Source organism: Xanthobacter agilis (assembly GCF_021730435.1).
GTDB lineage: Bacteria > Pseudomonadota > Alphaproteobacteria > Rhizobiales > Xanthobacteraceae > Xanthobacter > Xanthobacter agilis.
Genome location: NZ_JABWGX010000029.1, coordinates 36292 through 61290 on the forward strand (window position 1 = coordinate 36292; position 24999 = coordinate 61290).

Sequence of the window (24999 nt, forward strand, 5' to 3'; positions counted from 1 at the left end):
CCTCCTCTCGCACCCACGGCCCGCGACTACCTCCCCGCTGTGGCACGCAATACACACTGCAGCACGAATCGACCGCACTGCGGCAGCCCCTTGGACGCGGCGCCCAGCCGGCCAAAGAGCTCGAGCGGCCACGGATAGCCTTGCATTCTCGCGCCCGGACGCAACTTATGCCTGCACTTTCCACGCCCGTTGCCCGCGAGATTTTAAGCCGACAGCGTGTTGCCGTGCCGACAGGCAGCCGTTATCACAACCTGACCCTCCAGGGAGGCATCAGGTTCGTATTCGGATCTCGTCGGCCGCATGTGGGACGCATGACGCATGGCGCCACACCCAGAGTTGTCGTGGGGCGTCAGGGCGGGATCTGAAGGGATCAGGGGAGCACCGTAGTGCGTTTTGCTGTGATTGGCTTCGGCGGAATCGGACGGCGCAGAGCCAACATCATCGACAAAAGGCAGGATTTCGACTTCGTCGCCGCGTGCGATGTGCAGGTGGCCGAAACGACGGTTCCCTTCTACACGGACTGGCGCCAGCTTCTGGACAAGGAGCAGCTCGATGGCGTTTTCGTCTGCACCACCAATGACGTGATCGCCGACGTGGTGGTGACGGCCTTGGGCAGGGGCCTGCATGTCTTCAGCGAAAAGCCCCCGGGTCGCAACGTGGCTGATATCCTTCGGATGCGGGACGCGGAAGCGGCGGCCCCCGGCAAGGTCTTGAAATTCGGCTTCAATCACCGTTTTCACCCGTCCGTACTCAAGGCGGCGGAGCTGATCGACAGCGGGGCGTTCGGTCGCCTGCTCACGCTGCGCGGCGCTTATGGCAAGTCCGGCGGTTACCGATACGAAACCAATTGGCGCAACGATCCTGAACGCTCCGGCGGCGGCATTCTGATCGACCAGGGCATCCACATGCTGGATCTGATGAGCATGTTCTGCCCGGAGCTATCAGTGATTGCATCGCAGCGTAGCAAGTCGTACTGGGACACCGCAGTAGAAGATAACGCCATGGTGCTGCTGGCTTCGCCGGAGGGCGCCATGGCGTCCCTCCACTCGTCGGCGACACAATGGAAGCACTTGTTTCGGCTTGAATTGGGCCTTGAGAAGGGGCTTATTGTGCTTGACGGGATCCTTTCGGGGACCGGCTCGTACGCGCCAGAGGTGCTGCTCGTCTATCGCACCGCACTCAAGGACGGCTATCCGGTCCCGAACCCGGTGCCCGAGGTCAGCGCCTATGAGGTAGACGATTCGTGGGACAGGGAGGTCGCGGAATTTGCGGCGGCCATCCACGGAGAGGCACCGCTTCGCCATGGCACGAGCGATGATGCGCTGCGCATCATGCAACTCGTTGCCGCAAGCTATGACACGCCTGTCGTGTCGATGATTTCGTGAATTGACGATGAGGGCTCACGCCATGTCGCAAGATGCCAGGTTTTTGCAGGATTACTTTTCCCAGCTCACTGAAGCCACGCAGCTGACGCCGGCTCTGATTGCGAACCTGGTTCGCGTCAAGGAGTTTGTGTTGGAAACTGCCGAACGCGACGGAAAAGTGATCTGGCTCGGCAACGGCGGCTCGGCCGGCATCGCCTCCCACCTCGCCGCGGACATGTCCAAGAATGGTGGCGTGCGCGCCATCACCTTCAGCGACCCGGCCTTCATCACCTGCCTCGCCAACGACTACGGCTTCAAGGACTGGATGGCCCACGCCATCCGCATCCACGCGCAGCCTCAGGACACGCTGATCGCCATCAGCAGCTCCGGCAAGTCGGAGAACATCCTCAACGCTGTTGACATGGCCAAGAGCATGGGCGTGAAAGTCGCCACCATGTCGGCCATGCACCCGGGCAACCCGCTGCGCCAGCGCGGCGACATGAACCTCTGGATCGACAGCCACGCCTACAACATCGTGGAAACCGTGCACCAGTTCTGGGGCATGGCCATCCTCGACATGATGATCGGCCAAGCGGAATATTCCGCAGCCAACGTGACCGAACTGCGCAAGACCGCAAGCTGAGCCGCCTTATCAGGCGGACGGCTCCCAAGGGAGCCGGTCGGGCACACCTCTTTAGAGGTTCCGCGCCGGGTTCACCTTCTACAGTGCGATTGGGACGGCCCGGACGGAGGTATTTCTCCGCCGGGCCGTGTCGTACGTAGTGCCGCGCACGGATCGGAGCGCGCCCGCCTCGCAGGACAAGTGGGATCGGGGCCTTGATAAGAAGGTTTCTCCCGGTGTACGCAGGTCCGTCTGCAAGGGCGCCGGCCTATGGCGCGCAGCGTATGCCGCTTGTCCATGCCCATGTCCGGCGCCAGAAGCGGCTGTCGAGGCGGATGGAAGCGTGCCACGGGCCGGTGATGTTCCCATCGCAGCGGGTCGTGCCTGTCGATGCGCGTGGCACATAGGCCCGCGGCACCCAAAGGCAGCGTCTCAGATTTCGGCGTTCCCCACGCTTCGCGACGATGGAAAAATGATGGCTGCGGATAGCAAGCTTTCGGCTCATGAGGCTCTTGGCTCGGATCAGGTCGCGCATCCGGCCCCGAAATCCCCGGCGCGTGATGAGCGGCCGGAACAGGATAGCGGACAGCGCTCCGCGACGGCTGTGATGCCCGAAGCCGACAAGGCGGAATTTTCCCGCGGAGCCGGGCAGGCCTCAACGCGCGAGGACGATGACTCAAATGATGAGTCGGACGGCGTGGAACGCCCAAGTCCCGACACCGAGTATGTGACCACGCCCGACGGGATTGGTATCCTGCGGGCGAACTATATGCCGCGCAAGGATTTCATCGAGGTGCGCGGGGGCTGCCCCAAGGCGCTCGGCGTCGCCTTCGTGGAGGTCGCCCTCCAGGGGGGGGAAGTGCTGGGCCGCACGCCGTGCAAGCCCCCCTCCAGTGAATATCCGCCCGATTATCCGCCCTTCATGCAGGGCACGGACTGGTTCGCGGTGCGCAGGGGCCGCGTTTTCGGCGCCGAACAGAGGGAGCCGCCGGCCCTTCTGGTGCGCTTTCTCGACGCCGAAGATCGGGAGATCGCGCAGCTCCAGACGCCGACGCGCATCATAAACACGCCGGCAGCCCCTCCCACCGCCGTCGCATCGCCGTCCGGCGGATCCAAGGACTACCATATCAGCATCGACCAGTTCTTCTTCGAGCGGCACTGGAACCTAATGTCCATTCGCGGCGCATTCTTCAGCGTCAACGGTACACAGGCGGTGGAGGTCTGGGCCGACAAGGAGAAGGTCGGGGATGCGCAGCTCGGCATGCACCGGCCGTTGAGCAAGCGCACGCCGGACCCGGCCAACGGCTTCGCCCTAGAAACCACCATCGACGTGGATCTGCTGAAGTATGAGCGAATCCACCTGCGTTGTGTGGATAAGGCCGGCAAGGTCTATCGCCGCAGTCTGCCCGCCGGCCATCTCGAGCGCTCCGACGACGGGACCACCTTATTCTACAACAAGCGTCACAACGACCTTCTCGCCAAGGCCGAGCGCCAGAAGAGGGTGATCCCGCGCTGGCGTGAGCGGATCGTCAATTTCGCCATGCAATGCGACCTCGGGCGCGCCCTGGGTCCCAGCTTCGCCCGGCGGGCCACGGATGACCCCGACCGGGTGCTGCTGTTCGTGAACAACGTCAACCCCGGTGGCCGGCCCGAGAAATGGCAATATTTCCTGAAGCTCCATGAGGAGCTTGAGAAATTCGGCTTTGAGCTGGTGCTGGCCCAGCAGAGCGCCGCCGCCTCCCCGGCGGACCCGCCCATGTGGTTCATCCGCATGTCCGACATGCGCACCTGGCTGAAGCCCGCATGGTCGCGGGAGCTGCGCAAAACCGGGCGCACCGACACCGAATATCGGGCCATGCTGCACGAGGCATCATCGCTCGACTACGGCTACGAGCAAAACAAGCGCAACGTGCTGCCCACCTGGCTCGAATCCTATTCGAGTTCGCTGCAAATCGCCCGCGCGGCAGACCAGGTGCTCACCATGGTTCGGCCCAAGGTGGCGCTGCTCTGGCATGAGTGGAATCAGGCGTCCCACATCTGCAAATGGCTGTGCGATGCCTATGGCGTTCCCACCTTGTACTGCCACGACGGCGCCCTGCCCATGACCATGGGCATGGATCCCGTAGGGGAGATGGCGGAAAGCACCCCGGTGGCCAAGGCCGAGGAGTATTACGCCCGCCCTCTCGCGCGTGCCGATTTCCGCCGCGCCATCACCTATCGACGGCTGGTGCGCGATACCGGGCTCAACCGCAAGTCAACCGTCGCCGACGGCAGCCTCAGCCGCCTTCTGGACAAAGTCCGCGCAGAGGGCAAGAAGGTGCTATTCTATGCCGGCTGCAACGATTGGCAGACCGGAATGCTTCCGGTGTGGTGGGACAAGTCGTCCGTCCACTCGCCGATCTTTATCGATTCCTATGATGCCTTCCGCTACCTGAGCGACCTGTGCGCCCAACGCGGGGACTGGGTGCTGCTGTTCAAGCCGCACCCTCACCTGGAACCCCAGCGCGTAGACCTCAGCGAGCCGCATGTGATCTTCGTGCGCGAAGCCAATATCCACGAATGCGTGCGTCAATCCGACGTGTGCCTCACGCTCGTGTCCGCGACCGCCTACATGTCGCTGTTCAACGACCGGCCGACCATCCTGCTCGGCCGCAACAGCCTGTCGCGCTCCGGCAGCTGCTACGAACCGCATGAGATCGGCGACATCCCTGAGATGATCGAAGCGGCGCTGCGAGGTGTCGACGTGCGGGCGATGAAGCGGCGGTGGATCGACCATCTGGCGCGCATGATCCGCTACACACTACAGCCCATGCACCCCGACAGCGAGAAGCTGATGGGTAAGCCCTATTCGGCCACCGCGCGCTTCATCATCAAAGAGGCCAAGTCCTCCCCGGTGCTTCACAATGGCTGAGAAGCTCTTGAATACGGACAATTTCGATCCTGAGACTGAAACCGGGGCCGGAGAGGACAAAGCCACGCAACTGCTCCGCTTTGCGGCCTTCGATCCTTTGGTGGGCCACCTGAAGGATGCAAGCGACTTCGAATCCTACGACCTTTATCCGCGCGACCTGCCACCACGAAATGCCGCCTTCAAGGTGATGGTGCTCGGCAGCTCGACCACGCAGTTTCCCAGGGGCCAGTGGCCGCAGTTCCTCTCCGAGCTGCTGAGCAAGCGGGTGGGCCGCACCCTCATCTACAATGGGGCGACCTCCGGGTATCACTCCTCCATTGAGCTTTTGAAAATCTTGCGCGATGCGCCCGGCATCCGGCCGCACCTCATTCTTTCGTTCTCGGGCATCGCCGACATCGGTTTCCTCCACGCGCGCCCCACAACCCCATTCCTGCACCGCAACACCTCTTCCATCGCGAACTTCCTCGTGGGGCGCACCAAGGCGTTCCGGCGCGCCTCCTTCGGCGTGCCCGAGAAGATCCAGCCCCATGACTTCTGGCTGCGCAACACCCGCCTCGCGCGGGTGGTGTCAGCGGAACTCGGGATCCCCTATCTGTGCTTCCTGGAGCCCACGCTGGCGCGCGGCCATCTGGTCCCCAACCCGGCGGAGAGCCGCCTTCTGGAATCCCCCCAGATGACCCGGCTGCTGCCCAACACGGGGCGTCCTTACATAGAAGAGGCCAATCTCTTTTATGATGCAGTGCAAAAGGAGTTGCGGGAAAAGCCGGAACTCTACGCGCACGTCATCGACATCTCCAATGTCTTCGAGGGCTACGACAGCGTTTATCGTGATTTCCGGCATGCGAGCCAACGGGGCAACAAGCTCATCGCCCGCCGCATACTGGACGAGATCATGGCGCGCGCCGTGCAATTGCGCTTGCGCCTGCGCAAGGTGAAGCCGCGCCCGGCCACGCCGCCCGCGACCGCCCCCGTGGTTGAGGAGCAGAATCTCGGCTATCGCGTCGATCTGTCCAATGCCCCGGCGAGCAGCTGGATCGTCTGTTTCTCCGGACGTCGCACCGAGGCCGACCGGGCCGCCGCGGCCCATTGGAGCCCGTTCGAGTTCGTGAAGAGCTTTTACGACAAGGATCTGCACCAGCTCTATCTGCGCGATCAGGACAATCGCTGGTATCAGGACGGCATCGTAGGCCTCGGTGATACCATCGACACGGCAGCCGCTGGGATCGCTCAGAAGATCCAGGCAACGCCCGCGCGGCAGGTGGTCACCATCGGCAACTCCATGGGCGGCTACGCGGCGATCCTGTTCGGCATCCTGACCAAGGCCGACCGGGTGATCGCCTTCGCCCCGCAGACCTTCATCGACCACCAGATGCGCGCCGCCCATGGCGATGACCGGTGGCAGTCGGACCTCGGCGCCATCCCGCAGGACGCCATGCGCTATCCCGACCTCCTGCCCCTGATCGAAGCCAATCCGCAGGTGAAGATCTCCCTTTATTATTGCGCCGGGGACAAGCTGGACCGCATCCACGCCGAGCGCCTGCGGCGGCTACCGAACGTGTCGATCCACACGCTCGCGAGCGATGACCACAACGTGGCGCGGGCGCTCAAAAGCCTCGGCCTTCTGGCCCAGGTGATCGACCGGGAAATCGAGGGCCTGCCCATTCCCGCCGATCTCACGGAGCAGACCTCCATCTACTCCGCCTCCGCGGACAGCGTCGTCTTCTCTTCGCACATCGACGAGTCAGAATGCTGATCGAGGCCCACGCCGGCCTTGCCAGACGCTGATCCCGCGACCGACGGAGCACATCCATGCTGCTTTTTGATGGTTCTGACATCCAGGTCAAATATCGCGCGGCCAACACGACAGCGGACACCCTGTTCATCACCTTCACCGGACGGACCATGGGCCGGGCGGGTCAGCAGGGATTCGGCGAACATTTTTTCGCGAAGGAAGGGGTTTCCGCCCTCCATTTCATCAGCAGGCAGAGTCATTGGTGGCAAACGCCGGAGATGCCGGCGGCGCTTGCTGCGGCCGATGCGGTCCGCAGCTCGTTCTCCCGCGTCATCACCTATGGGTCGAGCATGGGCGGACATGGCGCCCTGCTCTTCTCGGCGCGGCTCGAGGCCACCCGCGTTCTGGCCTTCGTCCCGCAATTCGCCATCAACGGTCGCGGTGCGCCTTGGCACCGGCTCTGGCAGGCGGATACGAAGAATCTTAAAGAACTCTACCGAATGGAAGAGGGCCTATCGCAGACCGCCGACCTTCTGGTCGCCTACGATCCGTTGCATCCTATCGATGCCAAGCATGCCGATCGCATCAAGGCCCTGGGGCCGGTCAAACTGCTGAAGTTCCCCTTCAGCGGCCATGCGACAGCCAGTGCGTTGGCGGATGTTGGTTTGCTACCGGAGCTTGTACTGTCTCTCTCGGAGGGATCTGGCCACGTACAAGACATCGTAAACAGATACAGGAAGAATAAGAGCCACAGTTTCATTGTATGGCGTGAAGTGACAAAATTAGCACGCATCAAAAATCGAGAGAAGCTGTACGTGGCCGCGAAAAATAAATGCGAAGACGTTGCCTTTAGCCGCCTCCGTGAGGGCTCTCTGCGAGAGGTCGAATCCGTATTTGAATTTATTTCCGGGAAATACACCCGCTCTCCAAGCTTGTTCACGCGCGAGGTCTTCGAGCAGCTTGCATCTCGACACGCAGAAAGCGCATTATTTCCATATCTGACATCGAAATGGCTGGCCGATCTCGGGCGCCTGGATTCCGCCAAGGTGGATGCGGGATGTGCTCTGCGGGTCGCTCCGCGCAATCCGACCATAGCTCTTCATCTGGCGCAACTGCTGTACCGAACCGGCGCGCCCGGAGAGGGGGAGCAATTGCTAAGGCGCACCGTGAGCCATCCCAAGATGAAAGGCCGGGCCGCGCTTCTGCGGGAGCGCCAGGCCCTGGTGACGGCCGGGGTCCCTCGGGACCTTCTGGCCGAGTTGGCAGTGCCCCCCAAGGCCCCGGTCACTCCGCCTGTGGCCCGTCCGCCTCGGCCCGACGTGCGGGCGAACAAGCCGGTCGCGTCCCTGCCCGCTTGAGCGCCCTCGGAACCCTCTAACGGGGCAGGACGACCTCACGGGGAAGGCCGCACCGGGGACCAAAAGCGCATCTGGCCTGGAAGCTTCGCCAACAGAAGTGCCTGACATGCACCCACCGTCGCCCGCCAACTGCCTGATCGGGTCGGAGGAGGCCAAAGGGCAACAGGACTTCAAATGGGGACGGGACGAGATTTTAAAGGATCAGGGATAAAACAATGAAGATTGCTGTATTCGGGACATCAAACTCAATCCTTAAAAATGGATATGTTTCTGGCCTCCGGTTCAGCCCTTATGTTGACACCGTTCAGCAATTTTGCCTTGGCCACAGCACAAGCGTTTCGCTGCCATATACGACAAAAGGCGTCAATTTTGACGATTTTGATTATTGTCTCGTCGATTTTGTCGTTAATGAAGAGACGTTTGAGAAATTTCCAGAGAGTCATCGTGAGATCAGGAACCGCCTTGATTTTCTGATCAGCCTTCTGGCCGAGAAGAAATGCGTTCCTGTCGCCATGATCATGCCGGTCCAGATCCGGGTCGACAAGCCACTCCCAGTCTATCGGCTGTATCTCGAATACTTCCGGGAGCACAATTTTCCGGTATTCGACGGATATGATGCCCTGCGCCGCCTGATGGCGGGCAGCGACACACCGCTTCCCAGCTATTTCCGCGACCCGTCGCACCTGTCCAACTGGGCCGCGACGGCGCTGGGCCTCGCCCTTGGCGAACAACTCGCCGCGTTCGCAGACAAGCTGCTGGATCGGCGCGTCAGCACCGTCCGCGGCCACACCTTCGGCTACGTCCGCTTCAACCCACGCCACAACCGCGCCATCCCCGTTGTGACCCGGAAAAGCGCGCTGTCCACGGAACGCTTCCTGCGCATCGGAGCAGAAGAGCGGATCCTCTTTGGAATCGGCGAGGCGGAAGCGGTCTCCGGTGTCGGCCTGAACCTTGGACAGACCAATTGGCCGCTGGTGGTGCGGAGCGGGGAAAAGCGGTCCCCGGCCTTTTTTGGCAAGGAATATTTCGACCCCACGGAAAAGCGCTATCTCTTCGTCATCCGAACCATGCCTGAGCTTCTCGCCGAAGAAAATTATGTGCGTCTCTTCTTGAAGCCGCGACCGCCGCGGGAGCGAGAGAGCGAGGCGGCGCCGCTGCCGGCCCTGATCGCCGAAGTGAATGGCGTCACCGTGAGATATCCTCAGACCGACCTTGCCACCTGCGCGCTGGTGCTGAAGGACGACACCGCCGGCGACCTCGTCACGCCCATTTCCGACACTTTTTTCCGGGGCGTCGCGATGACGGCGCTCCGCCTGATGGCATAGAGCCGTCATCGCGACGCCCCGGTCAACGACCGGGCCCGATGGCATGCGCGCGCCGCGCGGGCTTGCCCCCGATCAGGAGCGCTCTTTCACATATCGGCCGGGCGCATCCTCAATGGGGGTGAGGCGACCGCCCCCCACGTCGCGGGCCGGAACCTCGTCCGGATGCCACGACGCAAACCAGTTGAGCCAATCCGGCCACCAGGAGCCCTTGCGCTCCTGCGCGCCCTCCAGCCACAGGTCGTAGTCCGGGCCGATCGGTCCATCGGACCAATACTGATATTTGTTCTTGGCCGGCGGGTTCACCACGCCGGCGATGTGGCCAGAGCCGGCGAGCACATAACGCACCGGTCCCGACAATAGATTGGCCCCCACATAGACCGACTTCGGCGGGGCGATATGGTCTTCCCGCGTCGCCAGGGAATAGGCGGGAACCGACACCTTGTGCATGTCGAGCTTCACGCCGGCAAGCTCCGCCTTGCCCTTGGCAATATTGTTGCTGAGGTAGCAGTTGCGCAGATAATAGGAGTGGTTGGCGGCCGGCATGCGGGTGGAATCCGCATTCCAAAAGAGCAGATCGAACGGGAACGGCGCCTTGCCCTTCATGTAGTTGTTCACCACATAGGGCCAGATGAGGTCATTGGAACGCAGCATGTTGAAGGCCGAAGCCATCTTGCTGCCTTCCAAATAGCCCATCTGCTTCATCTTGCGCTCCATGACCGCGAGCTGCTCCTCGTCCACAAATACCTTCAGATCCCCCGCGTGGGTGAAGTCGATCTGGGTGGTCAGGAACGTGGTGGAGGCGATGCGGTCGTCGCCGGTCTCGGCCATGTAGGCGAGGGTCGAGGCCAGAAGCGTGCCGCCCACGCAATACCCCACCGTGTGCACCCGCCGCTCGCCGGAGGCGATCGCCACCGTGTCCAGGGCGGCCATGATGCCATCGCGCATATAATCGTCGAAGCCCTTGGCGGCGAGGCGCGCGTCGGGATTGACCCAGGAGATGGTGAACACGGTCAGGCCCTGGTCCACCAGCCACTTGATGAGCGATTTTTCCGGCGTGAGATCGAGAATATAGAATTTATTGATCCACGGCGGCACGATCAGAACCGGCGTCTTCTTCACGCTGGCGGTCGTGGGCGTGTATTGGATGAGCTGCATCAGCTCATTTTGATAGATCACCTTGCCGGGCGTCAGGGCGAGATTTCGGCCCACCTCGAACGCGGTCATGTCGGTCTGGCGGATCTTCAAGGTGCCGCCGCCCTCGGAAATGTCCTCGGCGAGGTTGCGCATGCCCTTCACGAGGTTTTCACCCGATGACGACAGCGTTTCGCGGATGAGCTCCGGATTGGTCAGCACGAAATTGGAAGGTGAGACCGCATTGGAGATCTGCTTGACCAGGAACTCGGCCTTGTGGCGCACATGGGGGTCGAGGCCCTCGGCCTCCTTCACCATGTCGTTGGCCCAGTTGGACGTGACGAGGTAGGCCTGCTTCAAGGCATCGAAGATGGGGCTTTCGCGCCAGCCCTCGTCCTTGAAGCGGGAATCCTTGGGGTCGGGGGCGGCCACCGGCTCGGTCGGCTCGCCGGCCAGCTTCTTCATGGTGCCGGCCCATACGGACAGATAGCCGCCCATCAGGCGCGTCTGCGCCTCCACCGCGCGCTGCGGGTCGGTCATCCAGTATTCGGCCACATGACCGACCGTCTTCAGCGCGTCGGCGATGTCGTCGGCAAGATCATCGGTGTGGCCCGCCTCGCGCGGGGCGAGGTATGCGGCGACCGCCTTACCGCTTTCCTCCACGAGCTGGGCGAGATTGTGGGCGAAGGTCTCCACATTGAGGCCCTTCTGCTCGTCGGTCTCGGGAGCGGCCAGCGGTGCGGGCACGGCGGTCGGTGCCGGTGCTGGCGCGCTCTCCACCGACGGCGCGGGCATGACCGCAGACGGGATCGGCTCCGGCGACGGAACAAACGGGGCGGCGGAACTGGTCATGTCACGCTCCTTGGGGCTGCATCCCTGAATTGCAGCCGGTGAGTGAGAGGCGTGGAAGCCGGAGCCGGGCGGCTCCGCGATGACGGCCGGCGCGGTCCGCTCCCATAGCGGGGGCGACGCAAGGGCCGGCGAAATCTCGATTGTGGGCGTTCCCTGGCTCGCGGACATTCCGCCATCCCCTTATCGCGCTCCGCTTTTTTAGCGGACATTGGCGTCGCGTGTTTCGCGTTTCGCATTTTTGAGCATATTAGCGAACGAACGGACCCGGATCGAGCCTCGCGGGACTACGGAGGCCGTCAACAATTCGAGGGATTCGCGTGCCTTCATGTTCATGATGCGCCCCAGCAAGCGAACCATCCCTTTCCGTTGCGCCGCAGCGGGAGCGGTCGCGCTCGCCCTCCTGGCGCCGGCCGGCCTCGCGGGATGCTCCGGCGACGGAACGGTGGCCCTGCCGGTCCCGCCGCGTGCGGACGTACCGGAAGTCGCGCATGATTCCTACCCTACCATCGGCACCACCCCGCACACCGGGCGGCCGGCGCTGACCGATGCGCAGCGGGCCAAGCTGCAGAGCGACCTTGAGCGACTGTCGCGGGACAACGCCGCCAAGGCCAAGGCCAGCACCCAGAACGGCGCCGAGGCCGGGAATTGAGCCCCAACACGGGCGTTCGCCCCAGAACCATCGCATTCATTGCTTCTTGATTTCGCGAAGAGTGCTAAAAGACCCGTCCGCCGCGCCGGGAGAAACAAGACGCGCGGCACCCTGGAGCCAATCAGATGACCACCGACTTTCACCGCATTCGCCGGCTGCCGCCCTACGTGTTCGAGCAAGTGAACCGTGTGAAGGCCGCCGCTCGCAATGCCGGGGTGGACATCGTCGACCTCGGCATGGGCAATCCGGACCTGGACGCGCCCGCGCACGTGATCGAGAAGCTCAAGGAAACCATCGGCAAACCGCACACGGATCGCTATTCCGCGTCCAAGGGCATTCCCGGTCTGCGCCGGGCACAGGCCGCCTATTACGAGCGCCGCTTCGGCGTGAAGCTCGATCCCGAGCGCCATGTGGTGGCCACTCTGGGCTCGAAGGAAGGCTTCGCCAACGTGGCGCAGGCCATCACCGCGCCGGGCGACGTGATTCTCACGCCCAACCCGTCCTACCCCATCCACGCGTTCGGCTTTCTCATGGCCGGCGGCGTCATCCGCTCGGTGCCGGTGGAGCCCGGACCGGAATTTTTCCACGCCATGGAACGGGCGGTGCGCCATTCCATCCCCAAGCCCATCGCCGTGGTGCTGTGCTATCCGTCCAACCCCACGGCCTGCGTGGCGGATCTGGAATTCTACAAGGACGTGGTGGCCTTCGCGAAGAAGAACGAGCTCATCGTCCTGTCCGACCTCGCCTATGCCGAGCTGTATTTCGACGACAATCCGCCGCCCTCCGTGTTGCAGGTGCCGGGCGCCATGGACGTGACGGTTGAGTTCACCTCCATGTCCAAGACCTATTCCATGGCCGGCTGGCGCATGGGCTTCGCGGTGGGCAACGAGCGCCTCATCTCCGCGCTCTCGCGGGTGAAATCCTATCTGGATTACGGCGCCTACACGCCGATCCAGGTGGCGGCGACTGCGGCCCTCAATGGCCCGCAGGAGTGCGTCGCGGAGATGCGCGAGACCTACAAGAAGCGCCGGGACGCGCTGGTGGAGAGCTTCGGCCGCGCCGGGTTCACCGTGCCGGCGCCCAAGGCCTCCATGTTCGCCTGGGCGCCCATTCCCGAACCGTTCCGCGAGATGGGCTCGGTGGAGTTCGCCAAGCTGCTGATCGAGAAGGCGGAGGTGGCGGTGGCGCCGGGCGTCGGCTTCGGCGAGCACGGCGACGGCTTCGTGCGCATCGCGGTGGTGGAGAATGAGCAGCGCATCCGGCAGGCGGCGCGCAACATCCGCCGCTTCTTCGATCAGGCCGGCACCACGCTGCACAATGTGGTGCCCCTGAGCGCCGCCCGCTGAGCAGGCCGCCAAAAGCAGCGGTCAAGCACAAAAGCCAACACTTGCCGTCCAAACATCACGCCCGCCCGACGCGGGCGTCCTGTTCCTCCGCAGAGAACCGGTCCGATCCATGAGCGACTTGAAAGTGGGCCTCGCCGGCCTTGGCACCGTCGGAGCCGCCGTCATCCGCATGCTCGAACGGCGCGCGGGCGACCTTGCCGCGCGCACCGGCCGCAACCTCAAGGTGGTGGCGGTGGCTGCCCGCGATCGCACCCGTGATCGCGGCATCGATCTTTCCGGCATGCGCTGGTACGAGGACCCCGTGGCCCTCGCCCGCGACCCGGACATCGACGTGTTCGTGGAGCTGATGGGCGGCGCCGACGATCCGGCCAAGGCCGCGGTGCTGGCCGCGCTCGACCTGGGGCGCCCGGTGGTGACCGCCAACAAGGCGCTTTTGGCCAAATGGGGCGTGATGCTCGCCGAGCGGGCGGAAGCCACCGGCGCCGGCCTCCATTTCGAGGCCGCCGTGGCGGGCGGCATCCCGATCGTGAAGACCCTGCGCGAATCGCTGGCGGGCAACGTGGTGGAGCGGGTGTCCGGCATTCTCAACGGCACCTGCAACTATATCCTCACCCGCATGGCGGATGAGAAGCTCGCGTTCGACACCTGCCTCGCCGAAGCCCAGCGGCTGGGCTATGCGGAGGCGGACCCGACCTTCGACATCGACGGCTTCGACACCGCCCACAAGCTCGCCATCCTCACCTCCCTGGCGTTCGGAACGCGGGTGGATGCGGACGCCATCTATGTGGAGGGCATCCGCCAGCTGACCCTTGAGGACATCGAGGCGGCGGACGACCTGGGCTACAAGGTGAAGCTGCTGGGCGTGGCGCTGCGCACCGAGACCGGCATCGAGCAGCGGGTGCATCCCACCATGGTGCCCAAGCACTGGCCCATCGCCCAGGTCTCCGGCGTTACCAACGCGGTGGCGCTGGACGCGGACGCGGTGGACCTCACCTTGGTGGGCCCCGGCGCCGGCGGCGATGCCACCGCCTCGGCGGTGGTGGGCGACCTTGCGGACGTGGCGCGCGGGGTGAAGGGCTTCGTCTTCGGGCTGCCGGTGGCGACCTTGATGAAGGCCGAGCGCGCGCCCATGCAGCGCCATGAGGGCGGCTACTACATCCGCCTGTCGGTGGTGAACAAGCCCGGCACAGCGGCCACCATCGCCCGCCGCATGGCGGACGAGGGCATTTCGCTGGAATCCATCGTGCAGCGCCGGCCGGGCGGTCTGCAGGGCGAAGCCCCCCAGGGCACGGCGCGGGTGATCCTCATCACCTACGCCACCACCGAAGAGGCCGTGCGGCGCGCCATCGCCGCCATCGAGGCGGACGGCGTTGTGAGCTCACTGCCGCAAGTGATCCGCATCGAGAAGGATTGAGGCCGAGAAGGACAAAACCATGTGCGCCGCCCCCCTGCTCCACAGAATGCCTCAAGTCCTCGACCGGCGGCTGGCCCTGGATCTTGCCCAGATCACCGAGCGCTGCGCGGTCGCGGCGGCCCGTCTGCGCGGCCGGGGGGACGAGCAGGCCGCCGACCTCGCGGCCATGTCCTCCTGCTACCGGGAGCTGAACGGCACGCCGGTGAGCGGCACGGTCGTCATCGGCGAGGGGGTCGAGGGCGAGACCGAGCACCTGTTCGTGGGCGAGACCTTCGGCGCCGGAGGCGACAAGGTGGATCTGGCGGTAGACGCGCTGGAGGGCTCTACCCTGTGCGCCAAGAACATGGAGGGCTCCATCTCGGTGCTCGCCATGGCGGAGGCCGGGTCGCTGCTGAAGGTGCCGCCGGTCTACATGGAGAAGCTCGCCATCGGGCCCGGCTATCCGGAAGGCATCGTCTCCCTCTCGCGCTCGCCGGAAGAGAATGTGCGCTCGCTCGCCGAGGCCAAGGGCGTGCCGACCTCCGAGATCACCGCCCTCATCCTCGACCGCCCACGCCACGCCCCCCTCATCGAGGCGGTGCGCAAGACCGGCGCGGCCATCAAGCTCATCACCGATGGCGACGTGGCCGGCATCATCCACACCACCAATCCGGACGAGAGCGGGGTCGACATCTACCTCGGCCTCGGCGGCGCGGCGGAAGGGGTGCTGGCGGCGGCGGCGCTGCGCTGCATCGGCGGCCAGATGCAGGGCCGCCTCGTGCTCGACACCGAGAAGAAGCGCGAGCAGGCCAAAGCCCTCGGCATCCGTGACGGCGCCAAGATCTACCACCTGGAAGAGATCGTGCGGGGCGATTGCCTGGTGTCCGCCACCGGCGTCACCGACGGGGCGCTGCTGAAAGGCGTGCGATTCGGCCGCGACGTGATCGAGACCGACACCATCGTGCTGCGGGCGGCAACCGGCACCGTGCGCCGCATCACCACCGAGCACCGCGACTTCCGCAAGTTCCGCATCGAGGGGTGAGCGCGCCCCGAAAGGCGACGCTTCGCCCCTGACCCACGGCGGGCCGCGGCCCTGCAGGCTCGAATGGCCACCCATCGGGATCGGCCGGGGACACCGTCTTTTCCCTGAAATGGGATGGGTGTACAGACCTTCGCCCCAATGTCGCCGGCCCAGTCGGGCGCCGGCCGTGGCAGGAGAGCAAGATGGCGGACGCAAAAGCTAGGATCGCGGTTCTCGGCGCCTCCGGCTACACCGGCTCGGAGCTGGTGCGCCTTCTGCTGCGCCATCCGCGGGTGGAGATCGTCGCCCTGACCGCCGACCGCAAGGCCGGCCTGTCCATGGCCGACGTGTTCCCGCAGTTCGCGCCCTTTCCGCTACCGAAGCTCGTCACCATCGACGCGGTGGATTTCACGGCAGTGGACCTCGTGTTCTGCGCCCTGCCCCACGCCACCACCCAGGAGGTCATCAAGAAGGTGTTCGAGGTGGCCCCGGCGGTGAAGGTGGTGGACCTGTCCGCCGACTTCCGCCTGAAGGACCCCGGCGCCTACGAGCAATGGTACGGCAATCCCCACAGCGCCACGGAACTGCAGCAGGAAGCCGCGTTCGGCCTCGTGGAAATCTATCGGAACGAGATCCGCAAGGCGCGGCTCGTCGCCAATCCGGGGTGCCACACCACCACCTCCATCCTGCCGGTGGTGCCGCTGCTCGAGGCGGGCGCCATCGAGCCCGATTCGATCGTCATCGATTCCAAGACCGGCATGTCCGGCGCCGGCCGCTCGGCCAAGGAGGCCATGCTGTTCTCCGAGGTCTCGGAGGGCATCCACGCCTATTCCGTATCCGGGCACCGCCACATGGGCGAACTCGACCAGGAATATTCCAAGGCCGCCGGCCGGCCGGTGACGCCCATGTTCGTGCCGGTGCTCACCCCCATGAACCGCGGCATCTATGCCACCATTTTCGTGCGCACCACCGGCGCCACCGCGGAAGACCTGCACAATCTGCTGGCCACCTATTACAAGGGCGAAGCCTTCGTGCATGTGCTGCCGTTCGGCGCGGTGCCGCAGTCGCGCCATGTGCGCGGCTCCAACATGGTGTTCATCGGCGTGGTGGCGGACCGCGTGCCGGGCCGAGCCATCATCCTGTCCACCCTCGACAATCTGGTGAAGGGCGCGTCTGGTCAGGCGGTTCAGAACATGAACCTGGTGCTCGGTTTTCCCGAGACCCTCGGCCTGGAACAGATCGCCCTGATGCCCTGACCCATGGCGGGCGGTCGCCACGGCGGCTCCCCTTTCCGACCCTCATTGCCCAACACCAACCGCCTGCGGCTCCGCCCAGGCGGTTTTTTCATCAGGAACGATCCCGCGCATCCCATTGATTCCGCGACGGAATGGTTACCAAGTCGTAAATAACCCGGTGGATATCAGCTCCAGGTGAGTCGCTGCCCAGATTATGGCAGGCTAGCTTCCCTATGCCGGTGCATGCACCGGCATAGGGATTCGACGTGTCCTCCATTCATTCATTCTGGATCCAACGCCGATGAGCTTCATCATCTGCCTAGCGGCGCTCTTCTTTCTGATGTTCGTGGCCTATCGGGGCTTCAGCGTCATCCTGTTTGCGCCGGTCGCCGCCATTGGCGCGGTGCTCTTGACCGATCCGGGCGCGGTGCCCGTCGTCTTTTCCGGCCTTTTCATGGAAAAGATGGTGGGCTTCATCAAGCTCTACTTCCCCGTGTTCCTGCTCGGCGCCGTGTTCGGCAAGCTGATCGAGCTGTCGGGCTTCTCCCGCTCCATCGTCTCGGCGATCGTGAAGCTCCTGGGGCCGGGCCGCGCCATCTTGTCCATCGTGCTGGTGGGCGCGCTCCTGACCTACGGCGGCGTGTCGCTGTTCGTGGTGGTGTTCGCGGTCTATCCGTTCGGCGCGGAAATGTTCCGGCAAGTGGGCATCCCCAAGCGGCTGCTGCCGGCGGTGGTGGCCCTCGGCGCGTTCTCCTTCACCATGGACACGCTGCCGGGCACCCCGCAGATCCAGAACATCATCCCCACCACCTTCTTCAAGACTACCGCCTATGCGGCGCCGATCCTGGGCCTGGTGGGCACCGTCTTCATCCTGGTGGTCGGCCTCTCCTATTTGGAGTTCCGCCGCCGGCAGGCCCAGAAGAAAGGCGAAGGCTACGGCAGCGGCCACATCAACGAAGTGGTGGTGGACGAAAGCGTACCGCCGGTGTCGGCATGGCTCGCCCTATCACCCCTGGTGGTGGTGGGTGTGGCCAACCTTGTTTTCGCGCGCTTCATTCCCACCTGGTATGAAGCCACCGCCAGCGTTACCCTGACCGAGGGTGGTCACGCTGTGAGCGTGCCGACCGCCAGCTGGGCCGCCATCTGGTCAGTGCAAGCGGCGTTGCTGCTCGGCATTCTCACGGTGCTGCTGTTCGCCTTCAAGCCCATCGCCGGCAAGTTCGCCAGCGGCTCGAAGGATGCGGTCGGCGGCGCGCTTCTGGCCAGCCTCAACACCGCCACCGAGTACGGCTTCGGTGCCGTGATCGCGGCGCTGCCGGGCTTCCTGGTCATCAAGAACGCCCTCTCCGCGATCCCGAACCCGCTCATCAACGAGGCGATCACCGTCACCACGCTGGCCGGCATCACCGGTTCGGCGTCGGGCGGCCTGTCGATCGCGCTCGCGGCCATGTCGGAGCAGTTCATCGCCCAGGCCCATGCCTATGGCATTCCCCTGGAGGTGATGAGCCGGGTGGCCTCCATGGCCTCCGGCGGCATGGACACCCTGCCCCACAACGGCGCGGTCATCACCCTGCTGGCGGTCACCGGGCTCACCCACCGCCAGTCCTATGGCGACATCTTCGCCATCACCATCATCAAGACGTTGGCGGTCTTCTTCGTCATCGGCTTCTACTGGCTGACCGGCCTGTACTGAGCCGGCGGCTCCCGCGAAAAGACCCCGCGCACCCACCGGTGCGCGGGGTCTTTTGCATTTCAGCGCCTGCGGCCGACGCCTCAGCCCTTCGGCCGGTCGTTGCCGGACGCCTCATCGGTCGGCAGAGTGAAGATCTCCGCCACCGCCACCAGCGGCGGCACCATGAGCGCCCACAGGCCGAACAGCAGGCACAGGAAGGACGCCAGGGCACAACCGCCGACAAAGGCCGCGAAATTGGCGCTGAACCGCGTGAGCCGATCCAAGGTGACCTGCCGCTCGGTTTCCGGATGCGGCCGCCACAAGGCCATCACATCCACCAGGATTTGCGTGACGGTTCCGGTAATCATGGTCGACGGCGGCAAATCCTTGAGGTGGGTGCGGTGCAAGGCATTCTGGAGCGCCATGGCGCTCACCAGGGTCATGCCCGTCATGAGAGTGCTCGGCGCGCTGGGGTCGAAAAACGGGCCGAAGGTAATGGCCACATGCGCGGCATGGGCCAGCAACACCAGCTTCGCAGCCATCAGGACGCGAAAATCGCTGTAGCCCCGCAACGCCATGGCGCGCCCGAGCAGATGGGCGCCCGCCACCACCACGGCGAACACCGGAATAGAGACGACCTTGCCAAATTCGGGCGCGTGGCCCTCCGCAAGCGCTGCGGCGAACGTCACGATATTGCCCGTGACATGCGCGGTGAACAGGCCACCCAAGGATATGAAGCCGGCTGTATCCACAAAGCCGGCATTGAAGCTCAGCAAGATCGGCAAGACCCGTCGCACGACCACATCCCCGCAGAATCACAGCATCAGCGCGGATCATGCGCCGCCACGCCGGGCACCGACGACCTTTTTGTTGCCGGCAAAGGGAAGATGTGGCGCGGATCGGCCCCACGGCGCGCACCGCTCAGGGCCTCGGGGTCAGCCCACCTCGGCCACGTCCTTGATGCGCAGGGACACCCGCGTTTCGCCCTGCCATGTCTCCGGCTCCAGGGTGCCGGCCACATGGAGCGGACGGCCCCGCGCCGCCAGCAGGGCGCGGCCGAGGGGTTCCTCGGCGATGCGGAACGCCACCGCCTTCAGGCTTGATCCGTCACCGGACATGAGCCGCGCCCGCACATGGCCGGCGCCGAAGCTCTCCACATAGGCCAGCTTGTGGTTGGGAAAGGCGAACATCGGCTCGGGATTGCCGGCGCCGAACGGCCCGGCGCGGGCGAGGGTCTCGGCCAGCGCCGGCGTCGCGGCGGCCGCGGTCAGGGCGCCGTCCACCGTCAAGGCGCCCTCGGCGCGGGCGCGTTCCACATCGGCGGCGAGCCTTGCCTCCAGATGCGCCCGCAAGTCCCCGAGCCGCGCCCGCTCCACCGTGAGGCCGGCCGCCATGGCATGGCCGCCGCCCTTCACCAGAAGCCCCTTTTCCACCGCCTCGCGCACCGCACGGCCGAGATCCACCCCCGGCACCGAGCGGCCGGAGCCGGTGCCCATGTCGCCATTGAGGGCGATGGCGAAGGCCGGGCGCTGGAACCGCTCCTTCAGCCGGGAGGCCACGAGACCGACCACGCCCGGATGCCAGCCATCCCCACTCACCACCACCACCGGCCCTTCGTCGTGAAGGCCCAGGGCCGCCTGGGCCTCGGCCTCGGCGGCGGCGACGATGGCGCGCTCCACCTCCTGGCGCTCGGAATTGAGGCGGTCCAGCTCGGCGGCGATGGTCTTGGCCTCCATCGGATCGGACGTGAGCAGCAGGCGCGCGCCGAGGGCCGCGTCACCGATGCGCCCGCCGGCGTTGATGCGCGGCCCCAGGATGAAACCCAAATGATAGGGACGTGGCGGCCCGTCGAGCCGCGCCACGTCCATCAGCGCGGTCAGGCCGACCCGGTCGCGCCGGCGCAGGGCAATCAATCCCTTGGTGACAAAGGCCCGGTTGAGCCCCTTCAGGGGCACCACGTCCGCCACCGTGGCGAGGGCCACGAGGTCGAGGGCCTCCAGCAAATCTGGCGCCGGCCGCCCGGCGCCGAAATGCCCCATCTGCCGCAGCGCCCGCACCAGCCCCACGGCGGTGATGAAGGTGAGCCCCGCCGCGCAGACATGGCCGAGGCCGGAGAGGTCATCCTCCCGGTTCGGATTGACGATGGCGTGAGCGGGCGGCAGCGCCTCGCTGGCCTGGTGGTGATCGATCACCACCACATCCATGCCCAGGCGCCGGGCGGCGGCGAGGGGCTCGGCCGAGGTGGTGCCGCAATCCACCGTCACCAGCAGCTTCACACCTTCGGCGGCCAGCGCCGCGATGGCCGGCACATTGGGGCCATAGCCCTCAAAGATGCGGTCGGGAATATGGAAGAGCGGATCGAGCCCCGCCGCCCGCAGCACCCCCACCAGCAGCGCGGTGGAGCAGGCGCCGTCCACGTCGTAGTCGCCGAACACCGCCACCTTCTCGCCCCGCACCACCGCTTGGGCGAGGCGCTCCACGGCCGGCGCCATGTCGGTCAAGGTATCGGGATCGGGCAAAAGGGTGCGCAAGGCGGGGTCGAGATAGGTCTCGACCTCGTCCAGCCCCACGCCGCGCCCGGCCAATACGCGCGCCAGCAGATCGCTGATCCCGTAGCGCTGGGCCATGGCGAGGGCGGTCTGCGCGCCGCGCACATCAAGCCGCTCCCGCCAGGCGCGGCCGGTGGCGGAATGCGACACGTTCAGGAAGGGGCGATTCGTCAGAGCGATGGTCACGGCCCCATGAAGCCAGAGGACGAAGGCGACGTCGAGGCACCGGCATGCAATACGCCCCTGTCGCGCCGGCGCGATGCCACGGTCGCCCCCGCCCGACGGCCCCTCACAGCACGCGAACGCCCACCAGAACCGCAGCCGCCGCGGCCGCCGCCACCAGGGTGGCGACGGCGAAGCGCAGAGTGAAGGCCCGCGTGCCGCCCGCTGCGGCGAAGATGATGCGCCCGACCCCGTTCATGCCCAGCGCGATCAGAATGCACAGGGCCGCGCCTTCCATGGAAAGGCCATTGCCGGCAAGGCGCGTGGCATTCAGCGACGGCACATCCACATCCACGAGCCCGGCCACCGCGCTCACCGCATAAAGGCTGTCAGGCCCCACCGCCCGCAGCAGAAAGCCGCTCACCGCGGAGACCGTGCCGAACAAAGCGGCGAACGCGGTCAGCGGCGCGACCTCGATCGGATTGCCGAGGTTGGCGTCGCCCCGCGCGCCGGCCTCCCGGCGCATCATTATCGCGCCGCAGGCGCCGAAACCGGCCGCCGCCGCCAGCGCCGGCGGACCGAGATGCAGCAGCAGCTCCGGCCGCACCACCGCGCAGATCACCAGGACCCGCAGCACGGAGACCATCGCCGCCAGGGCCGCGCCCCCCGCCAGCAGGCCCGGCGGCTCGCCCGCCGTCGCCCGCCGCGCGAAGGCGATGGCGACCGCCGTGGACGACACCAGGGCACCGCCGAGAGCCGAGAACAGGATACCCTTTTCCGGCCCCGCCACCTTCACCGCCACATAGCCGGCAAATGAGATGCCGGCCGTCAACACCATGAACAGCCAGATCTGGCGCGGATTGATGCTGTTGAAGGGGTCCACGGTCTGGTCCGGCAGCAGCGGCAGCACGATCACGGTCATGCCCAGCAGCAGCACCGCGGACCGCAGCTCGGGCCAGGTGAGGTGGCGCACCAGCCGGTGCAGCACCTCCCGTTCCGCCAGCAGCGCGGTAACGGCGATGGCGCCGGCGGCGGCCACCGCCGTTTCGCCCACGACCGCCAGCGCGCCGAGGGCGAACACGAGCATGGCGGCGATGATGCCGGTGACGCTGTAGTCCTTGTCGCGCTGCATTTCCCGGTATTTAAACACCGCGAACAGCGCAATGGCGGCCAAGCCGGTGACGATCAGCAGCGCTGGGCTCGCCAGCGCCTGGGACAAGGCCGCGCTGACGCCCCCGAGCAGCCCCACCAGGGCATAGGTACGCACGCCAGCGGTGCGACTGCCCTCCGCCTCCTTGCGCTCGCGCCAGCCGCGCTCCACCCCCACCAGGAGACCAATGGCGAGGGACACCGCGAGATGAAAAATCAGATGGTCCATGGTTTCCCGCCGGAACACGCGGCGCCGCCGCTTGCCGCATCCTAGCCCAACCGTGGCGCCACGGCTGCGGTCTCGTTCAGGCTTCTGGAAGCCGGCGCGGCGCCTGCCCGGCCGAACCGGCGTTGCCATTCTGTTCCCATCATTCGCGGGCTCTGACATGATGGGGCGAACGATGTCCGTGCCGCGCGCATGATTCGCGTGCGGTCCCCGCGCCCCTCTGCTATCGACCAAACCATGTCCGACACCGACGACCTCTTCGGCTCCGCTTCCCGCCCCCGCGCCACCACCAAGGCGACCGGCCGTGCCAAGGCCCCGACCGTCCCCGCCATGTCGTCCGACTATACGGCGGCGCACATCGAGGTGCTGGAGGGTCTGGAACCGGTACGACGCCGGCCGGGCATGTATATCGGCGGCACCGATTCCAAGGCGCTGCACCACCTGTTCGCCGAGGTGGTGGACAATTCCATGGATGAGGCGGTGGCCGGCCATGCCTCCTTCATCGAGGTGCAGCTCGCCGCCGACGGCTACCTCACCGTGACCGACAACGGCCGCGGCATTCCGGTGGAGAACCACCCCAAGTTTCCCGGCAAGTCGGCGCTGGAGGTCATCATGACCATCCTGCACGCGGGCGGAAAGTTCGACAGCAAGGTCTACGAGACCTCCGGCGGCCTCCACGGGGTCGGCGTCTCGGTGGTGAACGCCCTGTCCGACCACCTGGAGGTGGAGGTGGCGCGCGACCAGACCCTCTATCGCCAGAAATTCGCCAAGGGCGTGCCCGAAGGCCCGGTCGAGAAGGTCGGCCGCATCACCAACCGGCGCGGCACCCGGGTGCGCTTCCACCCCGATCCGGAAATCTTCGGCCCCGGCGTGCACTTCGAGCCGGCGCGCGTGTTCCGCATGGCCCGTTCCAAGGCCTATCTGTTCGGCGGCGTGGAAATCCGCTGGTCGTGCGATCCCGAGCTTCTGAAGGGCGTCGAGGGGGTTCCGGAGAAGACGGTGTTCCGTTTCCCCGGCGGCCTGAAGGATTATCTCGCCGCCGATCTCGAAGGCCAGACCCTGGTGCATCCGGACATCTTCTCCGGCCGGATTCAGAAACCTGGGGGCCATGGCTCCGTGGAATGGGCGGTGGCCTGGGTGGCGGATGCCGACGGCGGCATCTCCTCCTACTGCAACACCGTGCCGACCCCGGACGGCGGCACCCATGAGACCGGGCTGCGCGCCGTGCTGCTCAAGGGCCTGAAGGACCACGCGGAACGCTCCGGCCAGGGCAAGCGCGGCGCAGTCATCACCGGTGATGACGTATTCACCGGTTGCGCCGCCATGCTCTCCGTGTTCGTGCGCGAGCCCGAGTTCCAGGGCCAGACCAAGGACCGGCTGGCCACCACCGAAGCCGCCCGCATCGTGGAAAGCGCCCTGCGCGACCCCTTCGACCACTGGCTCGCGGCCAATCCGAACCAGGCGAGCCGGCTGCTCGAACACGTCATCGATCGCGCCGAGGAACGCCTGCGCCGCAAGCAGGAGCGGGAAATCTCCCGCAAGACCGCTGTGCGCAAGCTGCGCCTGCCAGGCAAGCTGGCGGACTGCTCCAACACCGAGGCGGCGGGCTCCGAGATCTTCATCGTCGAGGGCGATTCGGCCGGCGGCTCCGCCAAGCAGGCCCGCGACCGCAAGACCCAGGCGGTGCTGCCGCTGCGCGGCAAGATCCTGAACGTCGCCAATGCCGGCCGCGACAAGCTGGCCCAGAACCAGCAGATTTCAGACCTTGCCCAGGCGCTGGGCTGCGGCACCGGATCAAGCTACCGCGACGCCGACCTGCGTTACGAGAAGGTCATCATCATGACCGACGCGGACGTGGACGGGGCCCACATTGCATCCCTGCTGGTCACCTATTTTTTCCGGCAGATGCCCACGCTCATCGAGGACGGGCATCTGTATCTCGCCGTGCCGCCCCTCTACCGCATCACGCAGGGGGCCAAGACCCTCTATGCGCGCGACGACGCCCACAAGGAAAAGCTGCTGAAGAAGGAGTTTTCAGCCAAGGGCAAGGTGGAAGTGGGGCGCTTCAAGGGCCTTGGCGAAATGATGCCGGCCCAGCTCAAGGAAACCACCATGGATCGGAAGACGCGCACGCTCCAGCGCGTCAGCATCGCCGATGCCGAGCGCGCCGCCACCGCCGACATCGTGGAGCGGCTGATGGGCAACAAGCCGGAAGCGCGCTTCCTGTTCATCACCGAGCATGCGGCGTTCGCCGACGAGGATCTCCTGGACATCTGAGGCGCCGGGCGGCGCCTCACTGAAC

General features: G+C 65.6%; 17 protein-coding genes. 13 read left to right on the forward strand and 4 right to left on the reverse strand.

Features of this window, described 5'->3' with window-relative positions; genetic code table 11:
- Positions 1 to 386 precede the first annotated feature (386 nt).
- The 6 genes from HUW53_RS18180 (at position 387) to HUW53_RS18205 (ending at position 9312) form a co-directional block, all read left to right on the forward strand.
- Positions 387 to 1385 (forward strand): Gfo/Idh/MocA family protein, encoded by a 999-nt coding sequence (locus tag HUW53_RS18180; RefSeq protein WP_237347172.1) that lies wholly within the window; start codon positions 387 to 389, stop codon positions 1383 to 1385.
- Positions 1386 to 1407: 22 nt separating this feature from the next.
- Positions 1408 to 2007 (forward strand): SIS domain-containing protein, encoded by a 600-nt coding sequence (locus HUW53_RS18185; RefSeq protein WP_237347173.1) that lies wholly within the window; start codon positions 1408 to 1410, stop codon positions 2005 to 2007.
- A 676-nt stretch (positions 2008 to 2683) separates the two neighbouring features.
- Complete coding sequence (locus HUW53_RS18190; protein WP_237347174.1) at positions 2684 to 4897, forward strand: hypothetical protein; 2214 nt, start codon at positions 2684 to 2686, stop codon at positions 4895 to 4897.
- Complete coding sequence (locus tag HUW53_RS18195) at positions 4890 to 6650, forward strand: SGNH/GDSL hydrolase family protein (RefSeq protein ID WP_237347175.1); 1761 nt, start codon at positions 4890 to 4892, stop codon at positions 6648 to 6650. Before HUW53_RS18190 ends, HUW53_RS18195 begins: the two co-directional genes overlap by 8 nt.
- A 56-nt stretch (positions 6651 to 6706) precedes the next feature.
- The gene (locus tag HUW53_RS18200; RefSeq protein ID WP_237347176.1) at positions 6707 to 7987 is read left to right on the forward strand and encodes a tetratricopeptide repeat protein; all 1281 of its coding nucleotides are present in this window, start codon (positions 6707 to 6709) and stop codon (positions 7985 to 7987) included.
- Between the two features lie 215 nt (positions 7988 to 8202).
- Positions 8203 to 9312, forward strand: coding sequence for a hypothetical protein (locus HUW53_RS18205; RefSeq protein ID WP_237347177.1), 1110 nt, complete (start codon positions 8203 to 8205; stop codon positions 9310 to 9312).
- A gap of 72 nt (positions 9313 to 9384) precedes the next feature.
- Here HUW53_RS18205 and phaC read toward each other — a convergent pair whose 3' ends face one another.
- Entirely contained in the window at positions 9385 to 11238 is a 1854-nt protein-coding gene (gene phaC / locus HUW53_RS18210; protein ID WP_370877799.1) for a class I poly(R)-hydroxyalkanoic acid synthase, read from the reverse strand.
- A 382-nt stretch (positions 11239 to 11620) separates the two neighbouring features.
- On the opposite strand from phaC, the gene HUW53_RS18215 reads away from it, so the two are divergent.
- From HUW53_RS18215 to HUW53_RS18240, 6 genes are all read left to right on the forward strand, one after another.
- Positions 11621 to 11944, forward strand: coding sequence for a hypothetical protein (locus tag HUW53_RS18215; RefSeq protein WP_237347179.1), 324 nt, complete (start codon positions 11621 to 11623; stop codon positions 11942 to 11944).
- Between the two features lie 125 nt (positions 11945 to 12069).
- A complete protein-coding gene (locus HUW53_RS18220; RefSeq protein ID WP_237347180.1) occupies positions 12070 to 13290 on the forward strand; it encodes an LL-diaminopimelate aminotransferase in 1221 nt (406 codons plus the stop codon).
- Between the two features lie 109 nt (positions 13291 to 13399).
- Positions 13400 to 14704, forward strand: a complete 1305-nt coding sequence (locus HUW53_RS18225) for a homoserine dehydrogenase (protein ID WP_237347181.1) — start codon at positions 13400 to 13402, stop codon at positions 14702 to 14704.
- 19 nt (positions 14705 to 14723) lie between these two features.
- Positions 14724 to 15725, forward strand: coding sequence for a class II fructose-bisphosphatase (glpX, locus tag HUW53_RS18230; RefSeq protein WP_237347182.1), 1002 nt, complete (start codon positions 14724 to 14726; stop codon positions 15723 to 15725).
- 182 nt (positions 15726 to 15907) lie between these two features.
- The gene (gene argC / locus HUW53_RS18235; RefSeq protein WP_237347183.1) at positions 15908 to 16960 is read left to right on the forward strand and encodes an N-acetyl-gamma-glutamyl-phosphate reductase; all 1053 of its coding nucleotides are present in this window, start codon (positions 15908 to 15910) and stop codon (positions 16958 to 16960) included.
- Between the two features lie 280 nt (positions 16961 to 17240).
- On the forward strand, positions 17241 to 18632 hold the full coding sequence (locus HUW53_RS18240) for a GntP family permease (protein ID WP_237347184.1): 1392 nt from the start codon (positions 17241 to 17243) through the stop codon (positions 18630 to 18632).
- A gap of 80 nt (positions 18633 to 18712) precedes the next feature.
- Here the strand turns inward: HUW53_RS18240 and HUW53_RS18245 are convergent, their stop codons facing one another.
- The 3 genes from HUW53_RS18245 to HUW53_RS18255 form a co-directional block, all read right to left on the reverse strand.
- Positions 18713 to 19408: a YoaK family protein gene (locus HUW53_RS18245; protein WP_237347185.1), complete on the reverse strand. Its 696-nt coding sequence runs from the start codon at positions 19406 to 19408 to the stop codon at positions 18713 to 18715.
- A gap of 138 nt (positions 19409 to 19546) precedes the next feature.
- Positions 19547 to 21346 carry a single-stranded-DNA-specific exonuclease RecJ gene (gene recJ, locus HUW53_RS18250; RefSeq protein ID WP_237347186.1) on the reverse strand — a complete coding sequence of 600 codons (1800 nt, stop codon included), beginning with the start codon at positions 21344 to 21346 and terminating at the stop codon, positions 19547 to 19549.
- Between the two features lie 103 nt (positions 21347 to 21449).
- A complete protein-coding gene (locus tag HUW53_RS18255; protein ID WP_237347187.1) occupies positions 21450 to 22700 on the reverse strand; it encodes an MgtC/SapB family protein in 1251 nt (416 codons plus the stop codon).
- Positions 22701 to 22934: 234 nt separating this feature from the next.
- On the opposite strand from HUW53_RS18255, the gene parE reads away from it, so the two are divergent.
- Positions 22935 to 24974: a DNA topoisomerase IV subunit B gene (gene parE / locus HUW53_RS18260; RefSeq protein ID WP_237347188.1), complete on the forward strand. Its 2040-nt coding sequence runs from the start codon at positions 22935 to 22937 to the stop codon at positions 24972 to 24974.
- Positions 24975 to 24999 lie beyond the last annotated feature (25 nt).